The 22,131-nt window shown below is 43.8% G+C and carries 11 protein-coding genes and 1 tRNA gene; 6 read left to right on the forward strand and 6 right to left on the reverse strand.

Annotation, left to right across the window (positions count from 1 at the left end):
* Window positions 1-6: 6 nt before the first annotated feature.
* From CIK87_RS02965 to CIK87_RS02985, 5 genes are all read left to right on the forward strand, one after another.
* Window positions 7-1,512, forward strand: coding sequence for a SusF/SusE family outer membrane protein (locus tag CIK87_RS02965; protein WP_094385325.1), 1,506 nt, complete (start codon window positions 7-9; stop codon window positions 1,510-1,512).
* A gap of 20 nt (window positions 1,513-1,532) precedes the next feature.
* A complete protein-coding gene (locus CIK87_RS02970) occupies window positions 1,533-3,314 on the forward strand; it encodes a glycoside hydrolase family 66 protein (RefSeq protein WP_094385327.1) in 1,782 nt (593 codons plus the stop codon).
* Between the two features lie 14 nt (window positions 3,315-3,328).
* Window positions 3,329-5,455 carry a glycoside hydrolase family 97 protein gene (locus tag CIK87_RS02975; RefSeq protein ID WP_094385329.1) on the forward strand — a complete coding sequence of 709 codons (2,127 nt, stop codon included), beginning with the start codon at window positions 3,329-3,331 and terminating at the stop codon, window positions 5,453-5,455.
* A gap of 1,104 nt (window positions 5,456-6,559) precedes the next feature.
* On the forward strand, window positions 6,560-7,027 hold the full coding sequence (gene greA, locus CIK87_RS02980; protein ID WP_094385331.1) for a transcription elongation factor GreA: 468 nt from the start codon (window positions 6,560-6,562) through the stop codon (window positions 7,025-7,027).
* A 52-nt stretch (window positions 7,028-7,079) separates the two neighbouring features.
* Window positions 7,080-7,481, forward strand: coding sequence for an HIT family protein (locus CIK87_RS02985; RefSeq protein ID WP_094385333.1), 402 nt, complete (start codon window positions 7,080-7,082; stop codon window positions 7,479-7,481).
* A 105-nt stretch (window positions 7,482-7,586) separates the two neighbouring features.
* Here CIK87_RS02985 and CIK87_RS02990 read toward each other — a convergent pair whose 3' ends face one another.
* Window positions 7,587-8,030, reverse strand: coding sequence for a hypothetical protein (locus CIK87_RS02990; RefSeq protein WP_144008083.1), 444 nt, complete (start codon window positions 8,028-8,030; stop codon window positions 7,587-7,589).
* An 18-nt stretch (window positions 8,031-8,048) separates the two neighbouring features.
* Window positions 8,049-9,137 carry a mannose-1-phosphate guanylyltransferase gene (locus CIK87_RS02995; RefSeq protein ID WP_094385337.1) on the reverse strand — a complete coding sequence of 363 codons (1,089 nt, stop codon included), beginning with the start codon at window positions 9,135-9,137 and terminating at the stop codon, window positions 8,049-8,051.
* 149 nt (window positions 9,138-9,286) lie between these two features.
* Here CIK87_RS02995 and CIK87_RS03000 point away from each other — a divergent pair.
* Window positions 9,287-9,368: transfer RNA gene (locus CIK87_RS03000), tRNA-Leu, on the forward strand.
* Window positions 9,369-9,628: 260 nt separating this feature from the next.
* On the opposite strand, the gene CIK87_RS03005 is transcribed toward CIK87_RS03000, so the two are convergent.
* From CIK87_RS03005 to CIK87_RS03020, 4 genes are read right to left on the reverse strand one after another with little or no spacing between them, the layout of a single operon-like run.
* Complete coding sequence (locus CIK87_RS03005; RefSeq protein WP_094385339.1) at window positions 9,629-9,919, reverse strand: helix-turn-helix domain-containing protein; 291 nt, start codon at window positions 9,917-9,919, stop codon at window positions 9,629-9,631.
* 23 nt (window positions 9,920-9,942) lie between these two features.
* Complete coding sequence (locus CIK87_RS03010) at window positions 9,943-11,139, reverse strand: PDDEXK nuclease domain-containing protein (RefSeq protein WP_094385341.1); 1,197 nt, start codon at window positions 11,137-11,139, stop codon at window positions 9,943-9,945.
* A 37-nt stretch (window positions 11,140-11,176) separates the two neighbouring features.
* Window positions 11,177-13,309, reverse strand: coding sequence for a 3'-5' exonuclease (locus tag CIK87_RS03015; RefSeq protein WP_094385343.1), 2,133 nt, complete (start codon window positions 13,307-13,309; stop codon window positions 11,177-11,179).
* Window positions 13,310-13,322: 13 nt separating this feature from the next.
* Window positions 13,323-21,980: a DEAD/DEAH box helicase gene (locus CIK87_RS03020; protein ID WP_158216189.1), complete on the reverse strand. Its 8,658-nt coding sequence runs from the start codon at window positions 21,978-21,980 to the stop codon at window positions 13,323-13,325.
* Between the last annotated feature and the right edge of the window lie 151 nt (window positions 21,981-22,131).

Here is a 22,131-nt window from a genome sequence, read left to right on the forward strand (position 1 = left end):
ATCAATATGAAACGATATATAAATTGCATTCATAGTCTGTTGGCTCTTCTTTTCATCGGCTTCGCACTCTCCGCTTGCTCAGACCAGGACTACACCGAACTGGACAAAGGACGCGACCAGCTGACAATCACGGCTGACCAAGCCCTGTCTGCTCTGGAAGAGACCAGCCATGCAAGTGACGCCGTCACCCTGAACTGGACCACTGGCAACAATTACGGTACCGGCAACCGCATCAGCTATCGTCTGGAGTTGGCTAAGGCTGGCACCGACTTCGCCCAGCCTTACGTGGCTGTGGACGAACAGACGCAGACTTACACGTGGAGCGCCAACGTGGAGAATCTTAACAACATCATTCTCGACAAGATGGGAGGCACCGTTGGCACACCCATTGACATCGAAGCACGCGTCACTGCCATAGTCAGCGGCGTGGAAGAGACACAGACTGCCACCACGCAGTTCACCGCTACACCATACGAACCCGTCACATCCACATTGTATATTATAGGTAGCGCAGCTCCAAACGGATGGAGCGCCGACAATGCATCGGAGATGACACGCACCACCAACGGCCTCTTCACTTGGGAAGGCAAGCTCAATAGCGGCGAGATAAAGTTCATAACCACTCTCGGACAGTTTCTGCCTTCATACGGACGCGGCGACAACGGTGGTCCAGTGCTCCGCACAAGCGACGACCAACCCGACGAGAAATGGACCATTGACGAAGCACACGACTATAAGGTGACCGTGGATTTGCTTGCTGCTACAGTCAGCATAGAAAAGACTGAAGGCATAAGCCCTGCCTTCGACCAGCTGTTCTTCGTAGGCAATCCAACCGGATGGAGCTTTGAACCGATGAAACAGGATGCTCTTGATCCCTTCCTCTTCCGCATGGGACGCTACTTTGAGCAGGGAGTTGGCGGCGAGTTTAAGTTCGGAACATCCATGAACTCATGGGAGAACATGTATAAAGCCACACAGGCAAACGCTCCTTACACAGACAAGAGCATGGAATTCGTATCTGGTTTCGACCCCGACAACAAGTGGAATCTGCAGGACAGCGAGACCGGCAAGGCTTATAAGATATGCGTTGACATTCGTTCGGGCAAGGAACGTATGATGATGAGCGAGTTCACTCCATACGAAATGATATACCTTGTAGGTGATGCTACACCCAACGGATGGGATCTTGGCCATGCCACACCGATGACTTCTACAGCGAGTCCTTATGTATTCACATGGACAGGTCAGCTCAACGCAGGCGAACTCAAGTTCTCTTGCGACAAGCAGAGCGACTGGTACGGAGCGTGGTTTATGCCTTCTGCTCCCGATGCCGAACCAAAGGGTACTGCCGAGCAGGCTCTCTTCATCAACAAGAGTGACGAAACACTTAAATCGCAGTATCTGACTGTGAACGTTAGCGACCTCGACTACAAGTGGAAGATAACATCGTCGGGCACATACACCATAACGCTCGACCAGCTCAACGAGACCGTAATAATCTCAAAAAAATAACAATCTAACAAAAGCATAAAATGAAAATGAATGTATTGCTAATGGCGTTGCCGTTATTGATAGGCTCATGCAGCGATGACAACAATAGCTACAACGACCCCGCTACCGTTCCTACGGACATTATACAGACCGTGGTGAAGACCACAGCCGATCTCTCGCTCACTGTCACTACAGACAAGGCGGCATACAAACCGGGCGAGACAGTACGCTTCAACGTGACTGACGGTACTCTGCCTGCATCGGCTCGCATACGCTACCGTCATGGTTCTGAGGTGATAGCCGACGAAAACTTAGGTTCAACTTCGTGGACATGGACAGCTCCGCAAGCTGATTATACAGGCTATATGGCCGACATATACACAGTTGACGGCAACAATCAGCAGACCATCTACGCCACTATTGGCGTAGATGTGTCGAGCGATTGGGCGCGATTCCCACGCTATGGCTTCATAGCTTCATACGGTAGCGACCGCACTTCAGATGTTATTGCTTCCGAATTGTCTTTTCTCAACCGCTGCCACATTAATGGATTGCAGTTCTACGATTGGCAATACAAGCAGCATTGGCCGCTCGGCGGCACACCAGGCAATCTGCTCGAGAGCTACAAGGACATTGCCAACCGCGACAACTACACTTCGGTGGTGAAGGACTACATTGCCCAGGCACATTCGTTGGGCATGAAGGCTATGTTCTACAATCTCTGTTTCGGTGCATTTGACGATGCAAAGGCTGATGGAGTGGACGACCATTGGTATATATATACCGACCAGAATCACTCTAAATGCGACCGCCATCAGTTGCCGTCCGACTGGAAGAGCGACATATATCTTGTCGATCCGTCGAACAAAGACTGGCAGAATTACCTTGCCGACCGCAACGACGATGTGTATGAAGCACTCGATTTTGACGGATTCCATATCGACCAGCTTGGCTCACGTGGCACCGATTACGACTATTATGGATCACAGGTGAATCTGCCTAACGGCTATGCATCGTTCATACGAGCTATGAAAGAGCGTCAGCCCGACAAACGTCTGGTGATGAATGCCGTCAGTAATTATGGCTCAGACAAGATTGTGTCAACGGGATGCGTTGACTTTATGTACTCCGAATTGTGGGATGGTGAAGACAAGTTCAGTGACCTCCATGACATATTGAAGGCCAATCGCCTGTATTCCGGAAATACGTTAGGTCAGGTGTATGCCGCATATATGGACTACGGACACAATAAGCCGGAGTTCAATACACCCGGAGTGCTGCTCACCGATGCCGTAATGTTCGCCCTCGGAGCATCACATCTCGAACTCGGAGCAGGACATATGCTGAGTTCAGAATACTTCCCTTATGCCGATGTGAAGATGAGCGCCGGACTGAAGAAGCAGATAGTGGCGTACTACGATTTCCTTACAGCCTATCAGAACCTGCTTCGCAACGGTGGAACAGAGACACAATGCGATATTGCAGCAGCCAAGTCTGTGGTAACGATCAATGCATGGCCGCCCGTACTTGGCAACGTAACGGCATACAGCAAGAGCGTAGACGGCAAGCAAGTGGTGAGTCTGCTCAACTTCCGTCAGGCTAACAGCTTGAGCTGGCGCGACAAGGACGGAACGATGCCCGAGCCCGAAGCCATCGACAACCTAACATTGCGTATGCGTGCAAAGAACGTAAAGAAGCTGTGGGTGGCATCGCCCGACCAACTCGGAGGCGCTCCGCAGGAACTGCAATATCGTCAGGATGGCGACTTCGTTGTATTTACCGTTCCGCAGCTTAAGTATTGGACAATGATTGTTGTAGAATAAATAAGCCAGTACACATGAAGAAACTGTTGTTTTCAGCACTTGCACTTGCCCTCACATTGGGGGCAGGTGCGCAGACTGTGACATCGCCTGACGGCAACGTTTCGGTGAAGTTCTATCTGCAGGACGGACGTCCCACGTATGAGATGACATACAAGAAGAAGGAAGTGATACGTCCGTCGCATCTCGGACTGGAACTTGCCAAAGACAAGCATGCATCCAACGAGATGAACGAACAGAACCTCATGGACGGGTTCACGGTGAAGAACACGCAGACTGCCACGTTCGATGAGACATGGCGACCGGTATGGGGCGAGACCGCAACAATACGCAACCATTACAACGAACTTGCCGTAACGCTCAATCAGGCTTCAATGCAACGTGACATCTGCATTCGTTTCCGTGTCTACGACGACGGTATGGGACTGCGCTATGAGTTTCCGCAACAGCCCAAGCTCAACTATATCGTAGTGAAGGAAGAGCACACCCAGTTTGCAATGGCGGGCGACCATACAGCCTATTGGATTCCGGGCGACTACGACACGCAGGAGTATGAGACCGTAATATCGAAGATGAGCGAGATACGTTCGAAAATGAAGGCAGCCATAACTTCCAATGCTTCGCAGACATCGTTCTCGCCTACGGGTGTACAGACATCACTGCAGCTCAAGACCGACGACGGACTCTACATCAATCTGCATGAAGCCGCCTGTGTCAACTTCCCCACAATGCACCTCAATCTCGACGACAAGAACATGGTGTTCGAGTCGTGGCTCACGCCAGACGCTACGGGTATGAAGGGATATGTACAGACTCCGTTCAACACACCGTGGCGTACGGTGATTGTAAGCGACGATGCCCGCGACATGCTTGCGTCCAACCTCATACTCAATCTCAACGAGCCGTGCAAGATAGAGGATACGTCGTGGATTCATCCTACTAAGTATTGCGGAGTGTGGTGGGAGATGATAGCCGGAGGCAAGCAGTGGAGCTACACCTTCGATCTGCCTTCGGTGCATCTTGAAAGCCTTGACTATTCAAAGTGCCGGCCGCACGGACAGCATCCTGCCAATACCGAGAATGTGAAGCGTTATATTGATTTCGCTGCCAAGAACGGACTTCAGGAGGTGCTGGTAGAGGGTTGGAACATCGGATGGGAAGACTGGTTCGGTCATTACAAGGACTATGTGTTCGACTTCCAGACACCTTATCCCGACTTCGACATAAAGTATCTCAACGACTATGCCCACTCCAAGGGCGTGAAACTGATGATGCACCACGAGACGAGCGGATCCACACAGAACTACGAGCGTCATCTGGAGGCAGCCTATACGCTTATGAACAAGTATGGATATGATGCCGTGAAGAGTGGCTATGTGGGCGACATCATTCCACGAGGCGACTACCATTATTCGCAGTCGACCAACAACCACTATCTCTACTGCATCAAGGAGGCGGCCAAGCATCACATAATGGTCAACGCGCATGAGGCTACACGTCCTACTGGATTGTGCCGTACATGGCCTAATCTCGTAGGCAACGAGTCGGCACGAGGCACAGAGTATGAGGCATTCGGAGGCAGTGAGCCTTACCATACGGTCATTCTGCCGTTCACCAGATTGCAGGGTGGTCCGATGGACTATACTCCCGGCATATTCGTAACGAAGCTGAGCGAGTGGTGCAACAATAAATCCAATGTCAACACAACGCTCTGCGGACAGTTGGCACTCTATCTAACTATGTACTCTCCGTTGCAGATGGCAGCCGATCTGCCTGAGAATTACGAGAAGTATGACGATGCTTTCCAGTTCATTCGCGACGTAGCTTGCGACTGGGACGACTCTCGCTATCTGGAAGCCGAGCCTGCCAAGTATATCACAGTAGCCCGCAAGGCTAAAGGAACAGACAATTGGTTTGTGGGCGGAAAGTGCGATGCCGAAGGCCATCAGTCGGTAGTGCGCCTCGATTTCCTTGACAAAGGACGCAAGTACGACTGCGCCATCTATCAGGATGCACCCGATGCTGATTATGAGAAGAATCCTTCAGCCTACGTCATCACCCATCGTACGGTAAAGAAGGGCGATGTGCTGAAGCTGAAGCAGGCGCGCGGCGGAGGATTTGCCGTAAGTCTGATGGCGAAATAAAAACGTTTTGATTTTTGTAATGGTATTTTTTAGGAGGGTGTGGCATTATTGTCATACCCTCCTGTTACTGTTTTATAAAGACAATCACTCAATAATTATTCAAACAACAAATCTATACTGATAATTAACCGAAACAATTCTTCCTGCAAGCTGCTTGTTCTTGCCTCTGCACTCTCAGCCCTTACGCTCACCGCAGCGGCTCAGAACGACAGCAATATCTAACTTTACGAAATTTTGGTGGTACAAAGTTACGTATTACATTTTTTGGGTGTTTTTCGTCGTTTTTGTGTTTTTCCCGCACTTTTTTGATGGGTTTGGCTTGATTTTTCGGCATCCACTCGCCTATCTACGTTTCGATAATCTACGTGGCGATGTGGTTTATTCCTGTTTCGTGGTTTGCCTTAATCATTTCGTGGCTTGCCGTAATCGTTTCGCGGTTCGATTTTTCCGTTTCGTGGTTTGCCGTTAGGATGTCTTGGGGCTCGGTGGTTTTCGGGTTGGTCGGTGGGGTAGAGTGATGGCGCGCGGCGGTTGGGTCGGGCTGCTGCGTATGGGCGTCTGTGGTGTATGGGTGAGGTCGATGGTGTGAGCGGATGAGAGGACGGTTTCTCTGGGTGGGCTTTGGATGGCGCGAGCTCTCCCGCGTGGCGTCATCCCTTGTCGTCAAGGGGCGCTACGGCCGGCGTACTTGGGTTAAGGGCAAAAAAAATGGACTCCGCTGAGTCCAAAACCTTGTTAACCTTAAATCTAATACTATGAAAAACACGATGCAAAGATATCCAGATTGCGCGAATCAGCCAAATGTTTCGGCCGGAATTGTCTCCGAAGGTATCTTTTCTTGACATATATCAAACATCTGCTTGACCCTCAACGGTTAAGTGAACCTCAGCGAGCCCTGATGGCGCCTCTGCCGATGGCGAAAACCACGAGAAAGTAAAAATAATTGATGATTGATTTGGTATTGTCTTCTTTATTCATTACCTTTGCAAAAGTATTAGAAAAGAAGAGGATAATAAAAGTTGGAATTTCGACAACCTGCAAAGCTGTTGGAATTCCTTATTTTATTGTTGTCTGTCCAATGTAGAACAAATTAATTCAAAAATTATGGCTTACATGTCGCAAGAGGGCTACGACAAACTCGTAGCCGAGCTCCGCAGGCTCGAATCGATTGAGCGCCCCAAGGCATCAGCCGCAATCGCTGAAGCCCGTGACAAGGGTGACTTAAGTGAAAACTCAGAGTACGATGCTGCCAAGGAGGCACAGGCTCACCTGGAGAGCAAAATCAACAAAATGAAACTAACCATCGCCGAGGCCAAGATAGTAGATATGTCGCGTCTCAGCACAGACACTGTACAGATTATGTGCAAGGTCGAAATGACCAACGTGGCCAACCAGGCTAAGATGACCTATACCATCGTGAGCGAGAGTGAGGCCAATCTGCGCGAGGGCAAGATTTCCATCCACACCCCCATCGCCCAGGGACTCCTCGGCAAGAAGGTGGGCGAGGTCGCCGACATCAAGATTCCCAACGGCGTCATCCATCTGCGCATCGATCGCATCTCGATCGACTGATAGCGGGCTCGCAACCACGCTCTATACATCAACCCAAACCAACATTACGATTATGGCTACCATTTTCTCTAAGATTGCAGCCGGCGAGATACCGAGCTACAAGTGTGCCGAGAGTGCCGACTTCTACGCATTCCTCGACATCAGTCCTCTCACCAAGGGTCACACGCTGGTGATACCCCGCAAGGAGGTCGATTACATCTTTGATATGGACGACGCCGAACTGGCCGCTTTCCAGGTGTTTGCCAAGAAGGTGGCACAGGCCATCCGCGCCGCGTTCCCCTGCCGCAAGGTGGCTCAGGTGGTGCTGGGTCTCGAGGTGCCTCATGCCCACATCCATCTCATGCCCATCAATTCAGAGGCTGACGTGGATTTCCGCAAGGAGCACCTCTCTCTCGAGCCTGAAGAGATGCAGCGCATAGCCGACAGCATCTACGCCGAGTTCCAGAAGCTCTGAGCATCGCCCCCGACACCCTCATACATAGAGAGCCGCCGACAGGCGCGCTTCCCCGGTCATGGAGAAGCGGCCTGCCGGCGGCTCTTGTGTTGTAGTGGATGACCTTTAGTCCAGCGACTTGGCGCTCCACCAGGCTGTGCGGGCTTTGACATAGCCCACCACGCCGTCTTTGTTTACCTTGTACCATCCCTTCTCGAGGCCCAGACAGGCTGCCGACTCGGGAATGTAGCCCTTGGTGTTGGTGAGCTGGCCTACCACCGCCGACTTGGCGTCTGCCGACTTGTAGATGTTCACCTTGCCGTCGGCCTTGCGACAGCATACCCATCCCTTGCCTTTCTCGGGCGACCAGTACTCGATGCGGCTTTCCTTCTTGTCCACCCATCCGTCGTCCTGGCACATCACGTGGTACTTGTCGGCGGTCTCGCCGATGTACTCACAGGCCATACCGTCGGGGCCTATCACCATCTTGACGGGTTTCACCGCTTGCGCCTGTGCGCTCCAGCATGCCATGGCTGCCATGGCTGCAAGCCAAAACTTTCTTGCTTTCATACCTATGTTATTAAGGGTTTACACGTATTCGTCGCCACGCTTCATCTGCACGTCGTTGACATACTTGCGTATCAGGTCAGACGAGTCTTCCTTCTTGCAGATGAGCAGCACGTTGCCTTCCTCTGCCACGATAAAACCGTCGAGCCCGTTGATGACCGCCAGCTTGCCCTTGGGCAGCTTGATGATGTTGTTGTGGGCGTCTTCGGTCATCGCCTCCGAGTCTATCACCACGTTGTCGCCGTCGGCGCGCCTCATGGCTTCATACACATTGTGCCATGTGCCTATGTCTGCCCATCCAAACCGGCACTCCATCACATACACGCTCCCCGACTTCTCCAGAACGCCGCGCTCTATCGACATGTTGGGGTAGGAGGGGAAGTTGTCCTGTATGAAGCGGTTCTCCTCGTCCAGCGTCCATTGCGGGTTGCTCTCGTCGAGGTTGCGCAGCACGCTGGGGAGGAAGGTGCTGAACGTGTGGTAGAGGAAGCGCGTGTTGGCGAGAAACATACCCGTGTTCCAGTAGAACTCGCCACTCTCCATAAACATGCGGGCAAATTCGCGGTCGGGCTTCTCTGTGAACGACTGCACGCAGTAGACCTCGTTGCGGGCCACTTCGCCTTTCTGGATATAGCCGTAGCCTGGCTCAGGACGGGTGGGCTTGACGCCCATCGTGAGCAGACAGTCGTTGGAGCTTACGAAATCGAAGCCCTCGCCCACGTTGGCGAAGAACTGCTGCTCGTCCAGCACCATCTGGTCGGAGGGGATGGCCAGCAGACAGGCATCCTCATTGGCATGGTTGATGCGGTGGCACGCCCACGCCACGCTGGGTGCCGTGTTGCGGTGTATGGGTTCGGCCAGGATATGGTCGTCGTCCACCTCGGGCAACTGTTCGTGCACCAGGTCGAGGTAGGCCATATTGGTGTTGATGTATATGTGGTCCAGAGGCAGCATCCTCCGCATGCGGTCAAAGGTCTGCTGCAGCAGCGTGCGCCCGCAGCCGAAGAAGTCTATGAATTGTTTGGGCCGTGCTTCACGACTGCAGGGCCAGAGGCGTCGTCCCTTGCCTCCTGCTATGATTACACAGTAATTGTTGTTTATGTTAGTCATATATATATGTCTGTAAGATGAGGTTTCTAATCGGCGGCTAAGATAACCATTATCCCCGAATGGCGCAAGCATTTTTGCGTTTTTCTGAAAAAAAGTTTGTTAATTCGGAAAAATGTCTTACCTTTGCATCCGAATTATTGGATAGAGTTGCCCAGATGGCGGAATCGGTAGACGCGCTGGTCTCAAACACCAGTGGAGCAATCCGTGCCGGTTCGACCCCGGCTCTGGGTACGAGTTTGACTCGAAAGCAATCGCTAAACCCTTAAGAACAAGAGGTTTAGCGATTTTTCTTTCCTCAAATTTCCCCACATTTTCCCCACATCTGCAAGAATTCGTGCAAAGGAGACCAATTTTCCCCACCAGAAAAGCACGAATTTGGGATGAATCGTAGATCTATTCCGGAATGAAGAGTGTATTGCAGGAAGCCAATAAATGTCTTTAATCGCAAATCAATACGATTAAAAAACTTGCAGTTACTCCTGCAATTTCGATTAGAGTTGAGAATTGATCTCATTCTGTGCATAGACGATGGCATCACTCTTTATCTCATCTTCGTTTTCGACGGTGTCAAGAACCTTGTCAGCAAGCCAGATGGTCAGCAACTCCTTCTCATCTATCTCGAAGAGTTTTGCCATAATGGGAATCTGGCTGCGCTTCGCCTTACGCTCTCCACGCTCAATTTTGCTATACATTGGGGTATCAATCTCTAACGCTGCTGACAACTGTCGTTGCAATAGACCATGTTCCTCTCTGAGCTCTTTTATTTTCTTTCCAAATATCATATTCGTATTACATTTCTAATTGGTTATAATAGCTTCTCCAAATCTTCTACAGGAGGAAGTAGTTTCTTCAGCCTGTCATCCATGTCAGCAGAAGTTTTGTATGTTGCTACACCCATAGGCTTGTCATAGTCTTGGATAACATATTCTACAAACTTCTTGTTTGCACTCTTGCATAGGATGATTCCGATTGATGGATTCTCATTGGGTTTGCGAACCTCATCATCAAGGATACGCAAGTAACCAGCCAACTGCCCCAAATAAGCAGTTTTGAATGGACCATCTTTGAGTTCCACACAGACAAGGGCTGATAACTCTCTATTGAAGAATAGCAAATCGGGAAACTGTTCTATTCCGAACTTCTCCAAATGATATTGGTTGCCTACAAATGTGAAGTCACGTCCAAAAGTCATGATAAAGTCCTTCACATTGTTGATGATGCTTTGTTCTATCACCCGTTCGTCTCTATCTTTCTCACGGACAAACAGCTCTTCCGTATTGATATAGTCGAGCAGATACTCATCCTTAAACATTGTGATGGCACGGTAGGCTTGCAGCTGGTCGGGGATAGTCCGTCTGAAGTTGTTGGGCAATGATCCTTGGTGATTGTATAAATCATCTTTCATCAGTTGTTCCAAATCTTCACACTTTACTTTATAGTCTACAGCGAATTGGATATAGAACTTACGCTCCTCATACGATTTTACGTTCGACAGAATCGCCGTATGATGAGTAAAACTGAGACTGAAGAATGCTGCAATGGGGAAATCTGGCGAGATCGTCAGTTGCAACTGACGGATTTCATCCTTACCTTGTATTTCGGCAGTCGGAACTGCCAAATTAGAATCTTTGTTCGTTTCAACTAACGAATTTTGTTTGTCGTTCTCCAATTTGGCAGTTTGGACTGCCAAATTAGGACTTTCAAGGATTTGCCATTCTTCGTAGAAGGTTCGCATATTCCTTAGGTTGCGAGCTGAAAATCCTCGAAGACCAGGCAGCTCCTTTCGCAATTGTTCGCTGATACCCTCAATAAAACCTTTTCCCCAGTTCTTTGTCCGAGTATTAGCAGAGACATATCTGCCAATGCCATAGTAAAGAGCCAGTTGTTCTTGATTCACAGCACCTAACGCTCGCTGTTGGCTTTGCAGAATCGCATCCTTTATAACTTGCACAGCATTGGCAAGTTTGTCCTTTGCAGGAATCATTTTATAAGTTTCTTCCATATATTATTGACATTGGTTTTTATTACTATTTATAATGCTACAATTCTTTCTTATATAGATAAGATGGCACATTTTGCAACGGCTTACTTATGATGCCCCCAGAGTACATTACATACAAGTATCTGTATGTTCTTGTCATTGCAACATAAAGGGCTTTTTGCGTCTCTTTATCGTTCGCCCCTTCATAAAAGGGCAAAATAACAGTTTCAAATTGAAGGCCTTTTGCACTATGGTATGTCATCAATTTGGGGAGGTCTGTTGTAAAATCAAGTGTTACTCTGTTTCGTTTATCATTGTAGCCAGCATTATATTTAAACTCACAGGGGAAGTTTAGGTCATTGAATGCATTCATCGTTGAAAGTACCAAATCGTTATTCGGTACCAAGATACCGACATTCTTCATGTTCTTTTTTGAAATAATGTCAATTATCGCTTCAATCTGTGACTTTTCATCGTCAAACTTGACGAACCTTGGTAGTTCTGTTTCTTTGCTTTGATAAATAGCCTCGGCATAAGGATTCGCATCTATTGCTACATACTCTTGTGTAATTTTTGCGACAGTCTTAGGCAACCGATAATTGCTGTTAAGATTAGAAACTGCAATACCTGTCATGTCAGACAACTCCTTTATGCTTAAGGTCTGTTTGATTCCTTTATAAATCGATTGTGCTGTATCACCAAAGAAAAAGAAACACTTTCTTGCAGATCTGATAAAATCATTTATCTCGCCACGAGAGAAATCCTGGATTTCGTCAACGATTATATAGTCAGCTGACGGTTTTCCTGCATCAAGCCACTGCCAATGATAATAAAAATATTTTTCCGTCTTAGGGGTTGGCTCTCCTTGTTGCATATAACGATTGAGAGACTTTGTGTATGCAATCATGATAACATCGCCTCCTTCGTCTAAAATTTGCTGAGCTTTATACATTGCGATAACAGATTTTCCACTGCCCGCGCAACCTGATACAATCATAGAGTGTTCAAGCTCGCGTTCTATCAGACCTATTTGCTCAAAATCAAGAGAGTTTTTGCCAACGTTGAATTCCTTCAAAACTCTTTCCTTCATGCCAAATCTTTTTTTCTTTGGCTTATCGACTTTCTCATCATTATCAATAAATGTTCTTTCTTTATTCGGGGCAAGTTCCTTTTCTTCTTGAAGTTTTTGCGACAATTCAGCTATTTGTTCAACTATAGCATGTTCTTCTTCCTGGATCTTTTCTGAAGATACCTTCATACCCTCCTCCAGTTGAGCTGTTAATTGATCAACTTTTGACTGCGCCTCTAATTTAGCCTTATCAGCTTCCAGTTTGTCGGCCATGGCCTGAAGGATTTTTGCTTTTTGTTGATTTATTAATAGCTCTTTACTGTTCACCTCCTTTTGGTGTTCAACTTTCAAGTTGTTGAGTTGTGACAAAAGATCTTCAATTTGAGTTCGCAATGTATTAGCTTCTTCAGTTTTTCTTGCAAGCAATGTTGCTGTTGAATAATGTTTTCCGTTATGAGGTTTGTCTTTATCAAAGAGATCTTGCGGCAATATGGAGGTGTCCGAAAAATCTGTCACCAAAGCTGACTCATCTATTCTTATTTTCCGCAAAAAAGAGAAAATATCTTCATCAGAAATAGAAACTTCTGATGTCCTGCCAGTTTTATAGTCCTTAAACTCTGATGATAATATATCGTGCATTACATTTCCCATATTTTCTAAATCGGAAACATAAATCCATGATTTATTTGTACGGTCAAAATCGTCAGAGTATGATTTCAACTTAGTGAATACAACAAGCCCTTTAATGTCACTACGTTGTATTTCAGTTAGATAATTGTTTTCACCGATAACACGTCTTAAAATTCTCTGATTCTTTTTCAGTTGTTCAAATACTGTTTTGCCACCAGCTCCGCCTTTAATGGTTTTGTTGCCACACAACCATTCTCCATTTTGTCTGGCAATGACATCACCTTCATAATCTTTAAATTCAACTATGATAACAGCATCATTCTTTATGATAAGTCCATCGAGATTTGCTTCGCCGATATTTACGTTACCAATAAATAAAGCTGTTTCGTCTCTACCATCAAAATAGTCATATAATGATTGGGCGGCAGCTCCAAACTGACGTATTTCATGAGCATGACCTGCTCGCTGACATTCGTATACTATTAAGCTCATACTTTATATTTTTTTAATTACCATATCCAGATACACTTACGATGAACACAAAACCTTGTTCCTTGGCGGCATCGCACCAGCCACTTGCGAAAGGTTTTGGTGGTATATGGCGATATTTCCATGGATTACTTTCGAAGTCTTTTTGACGTCTTATGTCTGTAGCCAGTGTATCTTGATATGTCCAATAAAACACATCACTTACAAAATAACCGTTCAATTGACTTATGTCTTTCTCCTCCATAGTTTTTCTTATGGAACTGGAGGAAGACAATTGACCTACAGTCATCGCACCACACTTTACATCATAGAAAGTGTAACCTCCCGCTATACGTTTTTGTATAGCTATTGGGGCGTTTTTCTCTACTTTGTTTACAATGTTGGTATTATTACCAAACCCATACTGCCCTGCATTATAACCAATATTATAATTGTCAAGTCCAGGATGTCGCTCTCTGATTCCAAGAGAAGTGTCATCACCGGCATATTTCCTAATAGCTTTTACTGCATTCTCACGAGCTCCAAGGTATGCCATGAGGAATTTGCGAGCACGTGTAAAAGCGACATAAAGAAGACGACGTTCTTCTTCAATACACTCTTTATCATGATTTGTTAATGGCATGGTCATATCAACTTCTTCGAGGGGGTCAAAGGGAAGAGATGCAACTGAAGGAGTTACAATCACGGCATCAAATTCCAAGCCCTTAACCTTATGCATTGTCGTTAGAACGACATCCATTTGCTTATCTTGGAGTATTCTCTGACTCTGATATTTGTCATATATCTTGTATAACTGTGGGTTATCTTCAGCCAAAGATAGTTTTATAGCCTCTGCCATTTCACTATAGGTATGCCTTTCCTCATCACTAGCTGCGAAGTCCAGATAATCAAGAACTAGAGTATATGCGAAATCCAGATAGAAGCTATCCCAGTTCTTAAGCTTCGCAATCCACCCAGAGACACTATTCTTAATCCAATTTTTAGTCTGATCATTTTCCAAAGCTAAAGGTTTGTCACCCTCCTTCTCAATCATATGAATAACAGCGTAGATTTCTCTCTTTCTAAAAAGTTCGCACTCAGAAGCACCTTGGATTCGTATTCTTACGTCAGGAATATTCAATGCCCGAATCAACGAATACCCATGAAAAACCTCATTATTAGTACGGAAGAATACAGCGACATCCCCCATATGGTGCTGCTTAAGATACTGTATCGTGTTTTGGAAATCATCAGACCATTTTCGTTCATTATTATAAATGAACGTATAAGGTTCTTTCGGTTCTTCGTCTCTGTTCTTTTTACATGGAACAGGAAGGGATGAGTTATCTGGCAAGAACACAGATGCTTCCTTCAAAATCTTAGGATATGAACGATAATTAGTTGACATACTCATCCTCTTAGGCTTCAGTTTTTTATACAACTGGCTATAATAGAACTCTGGATCCATGGACTCTTCTTTCTCAAATCCATATATGCTCTGATCGCGGTCGCCAATAGTAAAGAATGCCGGATGATTATATATCTTATCCAACTCAAACATTGCATTCAAACGAGTTTGTGTTATATCCTGGAACTCGTCAATAAGAATGTATTGAATATTTCCCAACATTTTTGTTGCCTCCATGGGATTATTCTTTAGTAGCGACAAAAGTTTAACCTCCCATTCACTCATTTCGAGGCCTTCCAGAACTGCATCTCCACAAATTCTTTTTGCAAGTCCATGGAAAGTGTACACATGAAGTTGGCTTGCTGACCGGCTGAGTCCCAATGATGTAAACAACTTATTTAAACGACTCTTCAACTCGACAACGACCGCGCGATTGTATGCCAACACTAATATTTGGGATGGTTGTACACCTTGACGATAAATGAGCTTTGCACATTTCATCGTCAACACATGCGTTTTTCCAGAGCCTGGGCCAGCTTCAACGTTGACATTTATATTAGAATTTTCATTATAAATGGCCCACTGTTCTGGGTTATCTTTCATTTTCTCTTCTGCGTTCTTAATTGCCGTTTCTCGTATAGTATCCCATATTGGGTCTTCATCATCATAATATTTACTTAACAATTCTGTAAAACCATTAGCATCGGTTTTGCTAAAGTAAGCACTAATCAACTCTTGGAAATCTTCTTTTGATTTGACTTTTGTTGTAAGAGCATCCATGACACAAAGTCTGAGACTGCGTATCTGCATTGCTTCTTCAAATGCCATCTTGTCATCATAATCCCGACTGTCTGCTTTTGTATCTTCTAATATCGGTTGTTCTGATATATCAGTAGTATAAACTTCAATTCCAGTAGGCAATAGATTATCTGAAACGATGTATGCCATACCAGAGAGATAGCGTAATATGTTCTCAAAATAGGAAAAACCTTTTGATTCTAGTTTTAGATAATTGATGGCATCTGCCCAATTCAATGACAAGTTGTTCCCATTCTGTAAATCAAAGATATACTGAAGGGTTTTTAAACAATCTTGCTTGAAAACAGGCAAGAATTCACGCCATGTATTTTTTACTATTAAGATGGACTGTTTTACGCTTTTAGCTTCTCTGTCAATATAGGATTTGCATTTTACATCAGGAATAATATCGAATAATGTGGAGAAAATTTGCCTGAAGCGCTTGCCCATAAGATCTTTCTTATAGTTTCTTGCAACTGACAAACCTTTATTTCTGTTTTTCTCATCCTTATTATACCATGGCAGATAATATCTGGTATCTACAGAGCCATCATCTAGTCTCTTTTCTACTTTCTTCAAGATACCATCTATAGAAGACATATCCATAAATTGCCGTATTTCTTTATCAAAATACGTCTTTTCTTTATTTATGACATTGTCTTCCAAAATACTCTGTGCGGCACTGAATATAATATGGAAAGCTAATTCAGTTCGCGGATGATTCAAGAGATATGGAACTTCATCACGTCGAGTATTAGAAATGCGGCACCTGACCTCTTGGTCGATTGTTAGCATTCTGTTTTTTGAGCATTTTATGAGTTCATTCAGAACCTTTGTTGAATGAATTGACAAATCTCCTGCGAGTTTTTGTAATGACACCTGAATAGTGTCGCTGTTCTTCTCAGATGCTATTCCCAGTAAATAATCATAGATGCGCTTCGTAATAGCTCCTTCTTTTGCAGAAAGTAATGGGGACTTTGCAACATTCTTCTCAAGAATAGTAATCGTTATATGAGCTGGGCTGAGATAACCCATTTTAATTCTATTCATCCTTTCAAGCCAATACTCTCCCAATTTAAAATCTGTGTATTCAAAATCATAAGGAGAACTAGCCCATAGTGTATTTGGAACCACGATGGGGAACGACTGTGTTGTTTCTAACGATTGTATATTAGAAATATACTTTAGGATTTCTTCTCTTATCTCTTCCAGATTATTCCAACTAAGCATACTTTGCAATAGTTGCTCACGAGATTTTTTTATATCTTCGTTCGAATAGAGACAAACCGTAGGAATAGGATTATTTTCATCAAATCCAGCAATTTGATACATCTCTTTTTTTCTTCCTGCTCGTCCAACCTCTTGTAAGTAATCTTCCAACACATTTGGCGGAGATAGATGAACTATGTAATGGATATTGGGAATATCCATACCCATACCAAAAGCCTTGGTCGCGCACAAGATGTAAATCGGGTCTTCGTCCGACTTAAATCTATTATAGGCTTCATCTCTGTCATCAGCATCCAGACCTGCATGGAAATAACCTACACGATCAGTAGCATCTCTTTCTTGGAGAACTCCTGCTTTAACAAGTAACGAGGGAAGAGTAGCAGCAAGCTCTTCGCATTGGTTTCGAGTCTTGCAGAATACCAACATTCTGCTATATTGGAACTTTATCTTATTCTTTTGGACATAGGATACGATTGCTTTTATTCTAGATTCCATATCATGAGCCACAGGTTCGAAGGATGTCCCAATATGGCTACGTATAGGATTATATATTTTCTTATCATTTTCCTGACCAAGGCGTTTAACAGGAACAGTCTCACTAATTTGATTATAAATCATATCAGTGACGGTCGCAGAGAACATTGCTATGCACATTCCTCCCGTGTAAGTTTCTGCAAACTCCCTACACTTTTTTATAACATTAAGGTATTCTGGACGGAATTCCATACCCCATTGGGAAATACAATGTGCTTCGTCGAATACCATATATTCCAATCCGTTGTCATGCATCATTCGCGTATAAAGTGCATTGAGGAAAGCACGGGAGCGGAATCTTTCAGGCGTAATGTATAGCAACGCTAATTCACCACTGTTAATCTTCCTATATATACTTCTTACTTCTTGATAAGATCTGTCACCGTTAAGATAGTCCACATTAGTATAGAATCCTTTCTCAGCAAGTTCACGAACTTGATCTTGCATAAGTGCTTTCAATGGTGTAACAACCAGTGACAAATGGTTATTATAAGATGCATTATACAATGCTGGGCCTTGGAATAATACAGATTTTCCTCCGCCGGTAGGAATAGATATCAAATAGTTCTCTTTCTTGCTAAGAATCTCGGGAAGAACAGCTGCTTGTATGTCCGACCATTTACGCTCGCCATCTCTTTCTGGCACCAGCGTTTCAAGTATAACCTCCATTGCAGTTCTTATATCTTCACTATCTTGTGGCAAATCATTAGTGTTGTAATCACCAAAATAGCTTTGGGCTACTGATAGATTATCATTAAAGTTCTCCTCTGAACTCCACAGTTCGCCACTAGTATAGCATCGTGAATTCCATACGCTGCTCAATGTATGGTATTCTTCTAAAAAGCTATCCAATATGTACATTCTGGATTCGCCATTATTTGCCTGAATAAACTTACTGTAATACTGGTATATTGGCCAAAGTGAGAGCAAAGCAGCTTGATATGTGTCTTTGATTGAACCTTTCTTTAGTTCTTCCCCTTCTTCTTCTATCTCATCATTCAACGTGCCACTGCCAATACTGTCATTCATGTCATGCCACATCATCATATGCTTTTCAACAGCCATTTGATCCCAGACAAAACAGTAAGCTGTGTATAGCCGTTTCTCGGTTATTTCAAAGAATTTATCTTTTGAAACAACCAACATCCCGTCTGACCGTTGAGCGATCTTCTCTAATTTGCTTATCAAACTTCCCTCTCGTGGAATGTAAAAACCTAAGTGGCTAGCATAAGAAATAACTTGTTCTAATTCCAAATCATCCTCCAATATATATATTATTGGGAGTCTACAATCTTGCGAATGAATACTGCTCAACAATGAAAGCTGATACATCCAATACATAGACCTATAGCGAGCGGTGGCATTAACACGCTTTTGGATGAAATCAAATTTCTTGGGTCTTCCACTTTTCACAAGCGATACAGACTGGTTCTCCTTATTACCATCGACCCAGGAAATATGCTCAACTTCAACATATTTTCCTATTTTTGAAAGAGCGGACTCTAATTGTTTTATGATGTTAAAATTGTAATTGACAATATATTTCCCATATTTGTTTCTTTCAATCCAGACATTGGCAGCATCCGATGGAACGTCAGCAAATAGGGCAGATTTTCTGTCCTCCTTTGTAATAAAAGTAAAACTGGAGCCACCAAGACGCATGGGTATAGAACTTCTTTCCTGCCAGAAATCAGCAGGACTGAGAGGCGTAGAAAGTGCATACTGATTTAAGCGATTCTCCAGTTCACACCCTATAAAGAAAACTTTACTACAATTAAAAAGTTCGTCCCATGAATTAATAATTCTAAGGTCTGCGCATTGAATGTTTTTATGAGTTTCTGACACATAATCAAGTAGCATTTCATCCTTAAAATACTGGATTCTAAGATATGATGCTAAATTTGATACTATTGGAGTCTTGGCAATCTGGCAGAATCGAAGCAACACAGCCTGTAGGAATGCATCACTTAAAGGCTTTTCTTTAACTTTTTCCTCTGATATTTCCAGATAGCCAAAATCTGACTCTTCCCTTACAAAAGAAACATTTATATGCTCAGCTATTCTATTCCACAGACGTTTTGGAGCAATGATAAGCTTCTTTTCATGACCGTCATCAATGGCGTGAAGTTTCTCAATCAGTTCTTCATCTATATCACGTAGGTTTTGGTAGAAAGAATCTTCCGATCCTCCTGATTTCTTGAAGAATTTCGAGAAATTCGGATGACGGAGATCTGCCATTATAGATTTAATATTCTTGGGAAGAAAGTCAGAAAGTTGCTCACATAATTTCTCATCATTAGCCAATCGGAACAATTGATTCCAAAATAGGCGATCTGTCAGTTCTGTATCATCTTTCGCATTATGCTGCGTATGAAGCGAATAGGCGTATCTACATGGGTTCAAAAGTATTTCTATTTCAAGCGTATCCCATATAAAAGCCGGGGAAATCTCTCCATGTGCTCTCAACACATTTAAATCCCATTGTTTAATTCTATGTCCAACAACAATTGGCTTGGTATTAATCTCGTTAACCAAAGTATTTAACTGACCTTCATCTTCATAGTAATGAGTATAGTCTGCCGTGCGGAAGGCGAATTCTCTAACTTTATCGCCATCAGTTTCAAGATCAAAGACCATGTATGGCAATTTACTCTTCAACGCAGCCCATTGCTCACCAATAAATAAGTCAAACAGATTTGTATCTGAAAAATATGATGATACCATATTTGTCGCATATTCGGAGGGGAAATAACGGAGGAGTTGGTATTGTTCTTCTTCCGTTAAAGTCTTCAAGGCATCGACAACACTCTCTTCTCCCAAGGACTTGATATAAGTATCAGATTCTACTTCATTCTCAGATTCAATAAGGGGTCCATACTGTTTGATAAAGGATGCCACAAATTCTGGGGATTGTTTTGACACCCATACTGAAGTAGCGTCGAAATCCTCCATATCGTTGAGGTATTCGAAGTCTCCCGTAGTGACAAAAAGTTCTGCATACATTTCGTCGCTCAAACCTTCATCCTTACCAAACAAATCAACCGTAGAAATGTTATTTTCGTTACAGATTGATATAAAAGACCTCACGCCGTCTGCATTTTCAATTATTTCGGTACTTAGGGCGACACGTAAAGCGGGGAAAGAGGGAACAATATCAAATCCTTTACGTACATACTTGCTCCATAAATCTAAGTTTCCCAAAATAACATGTTCCATGAGAATCCTTAGGAACACTGAAGGCGTGTTGTTCTCATTTATCAGTTTGTCACACCAATCATTAATCGTATCATCATTTAGGATATCAATAAGATTATGATGTTTGATAAAATCTTCATCTTTGTCAATGAAGAATAACTTACAATATCTATAACCATAAGAAGGATTGTCTTTAATGAAATCCTTAATCGCACTCCAATCACTAGTTAAATCATCCAACCATGCGGTATTGCCACTTTTTCCTTGCAGAATAAGGCGTAATGGGATGGTTTCGACATCAGAATTCTGAAGGCTTATTATGTCAATGATATTACGTTCATTAATCCATCTCTCTACAACAACTGAATTATGCTTTGCTTCATTAACTAAAATTGCAACCAGTTTATCTGCGTATGGTGTATAATCGAATGTTGATGGAAGAACTGACAGGTCATCCAGCTTATCTGTCTCAAAGAGGTGATTTACAAGAATATCTTTAAATTGAGAATATATAGCTTTTTTAGTCTCATCATCAGTTACATATTCACCTTCTGTAAAGACTGTGAACAGTAACTTATTAAGACTGATGTCATCTAAAAACTCTTTGATTAGCGATTCTCTTTTATGCTCTGATTTTTGTGATACAAAGTCACAGAAACAATCTATAACATCTTGGAACTTTTCCGTATCAAACGACGGAGTTGGAGCACTATAACGTGTAATACCATCTCGTCTTCTGACAGTCATTCTACGTATGATATGACACAATACATTCTCGTCAAAGCTATCACCTTTATTATCAGTACCATTTATACGCGCATATTTGCCACGGTACTTCATGGCTACTAGTAAGTCATCTCGACTATACTCTAACCTTTTTGCATTGATGGCACTCCATCCCCTCAAATTGCTGCGGGGAGAAAATACCACCCATTCATTATCACGAGGGTCTGACGAAGATTTCCACTCACTACTAGTTATGTGAAGACTGATAAGACGTCCTTCCTCAAGATTCCTCCGTATACCCTTACCACTTGTCACAAAAAAGCCCCATCCTTTAAACGAGTCAAAGAATTTAACAATACCTATAACCCTTTGTGGCTCATTTCTGTTCTGTTCCACATCATCACCTTTCCCTTCGTTTTCTGCTTTTGGAGGATCAGATGTCTTCTTTATTTTTAATTTTGGAAGGGAAGACAAGTCTATATTTGAAAGATCTATCTTGCCCAGTATCTTTGGAGTAGGTGCTTGCCTATTTTCACTATTAAGACGGAACACTTTTGGTGACAAAATTTCTGGCTTTTCTTCGTCTTCTTCATTTGCATCATTTAGCTTCTGTGACCCAATCTTGCCATATTTTAAATCCCAAGCAAGCTTGGGGTCAATAGAATTGAGTTGTGACGGTGATAACACATAATCAGGATCATCTGGAATTTCGAAACCCTTTTGTCGTGCATAATGGCAAAGTTCATCGATTGTTCCACCTTTAATTGTGATTATGTCAGATATTGTAATTCTGTTTGATTTCATATTTAGCTCTCTTAAGACTATTTTGAATCTACTTTTGACTTTACTTTTTCGGATTTGCCAGATTTTGACCACAAAGATATAAAATAAATTGCAGACCATCGTAAATACGGAGCGATAATCTGCAATATTTATGATTTTTTGAGAGAAAAAC

The organism is Prevotella sp. P5-64, assembly GCF_002251285.1.
In the GTDB taxonomy this organism is placed as follows: Bacteria; Bacteroidota; Bacteroidia; order Bacteroidales; family Bacteroidaceae; genus Prevotella.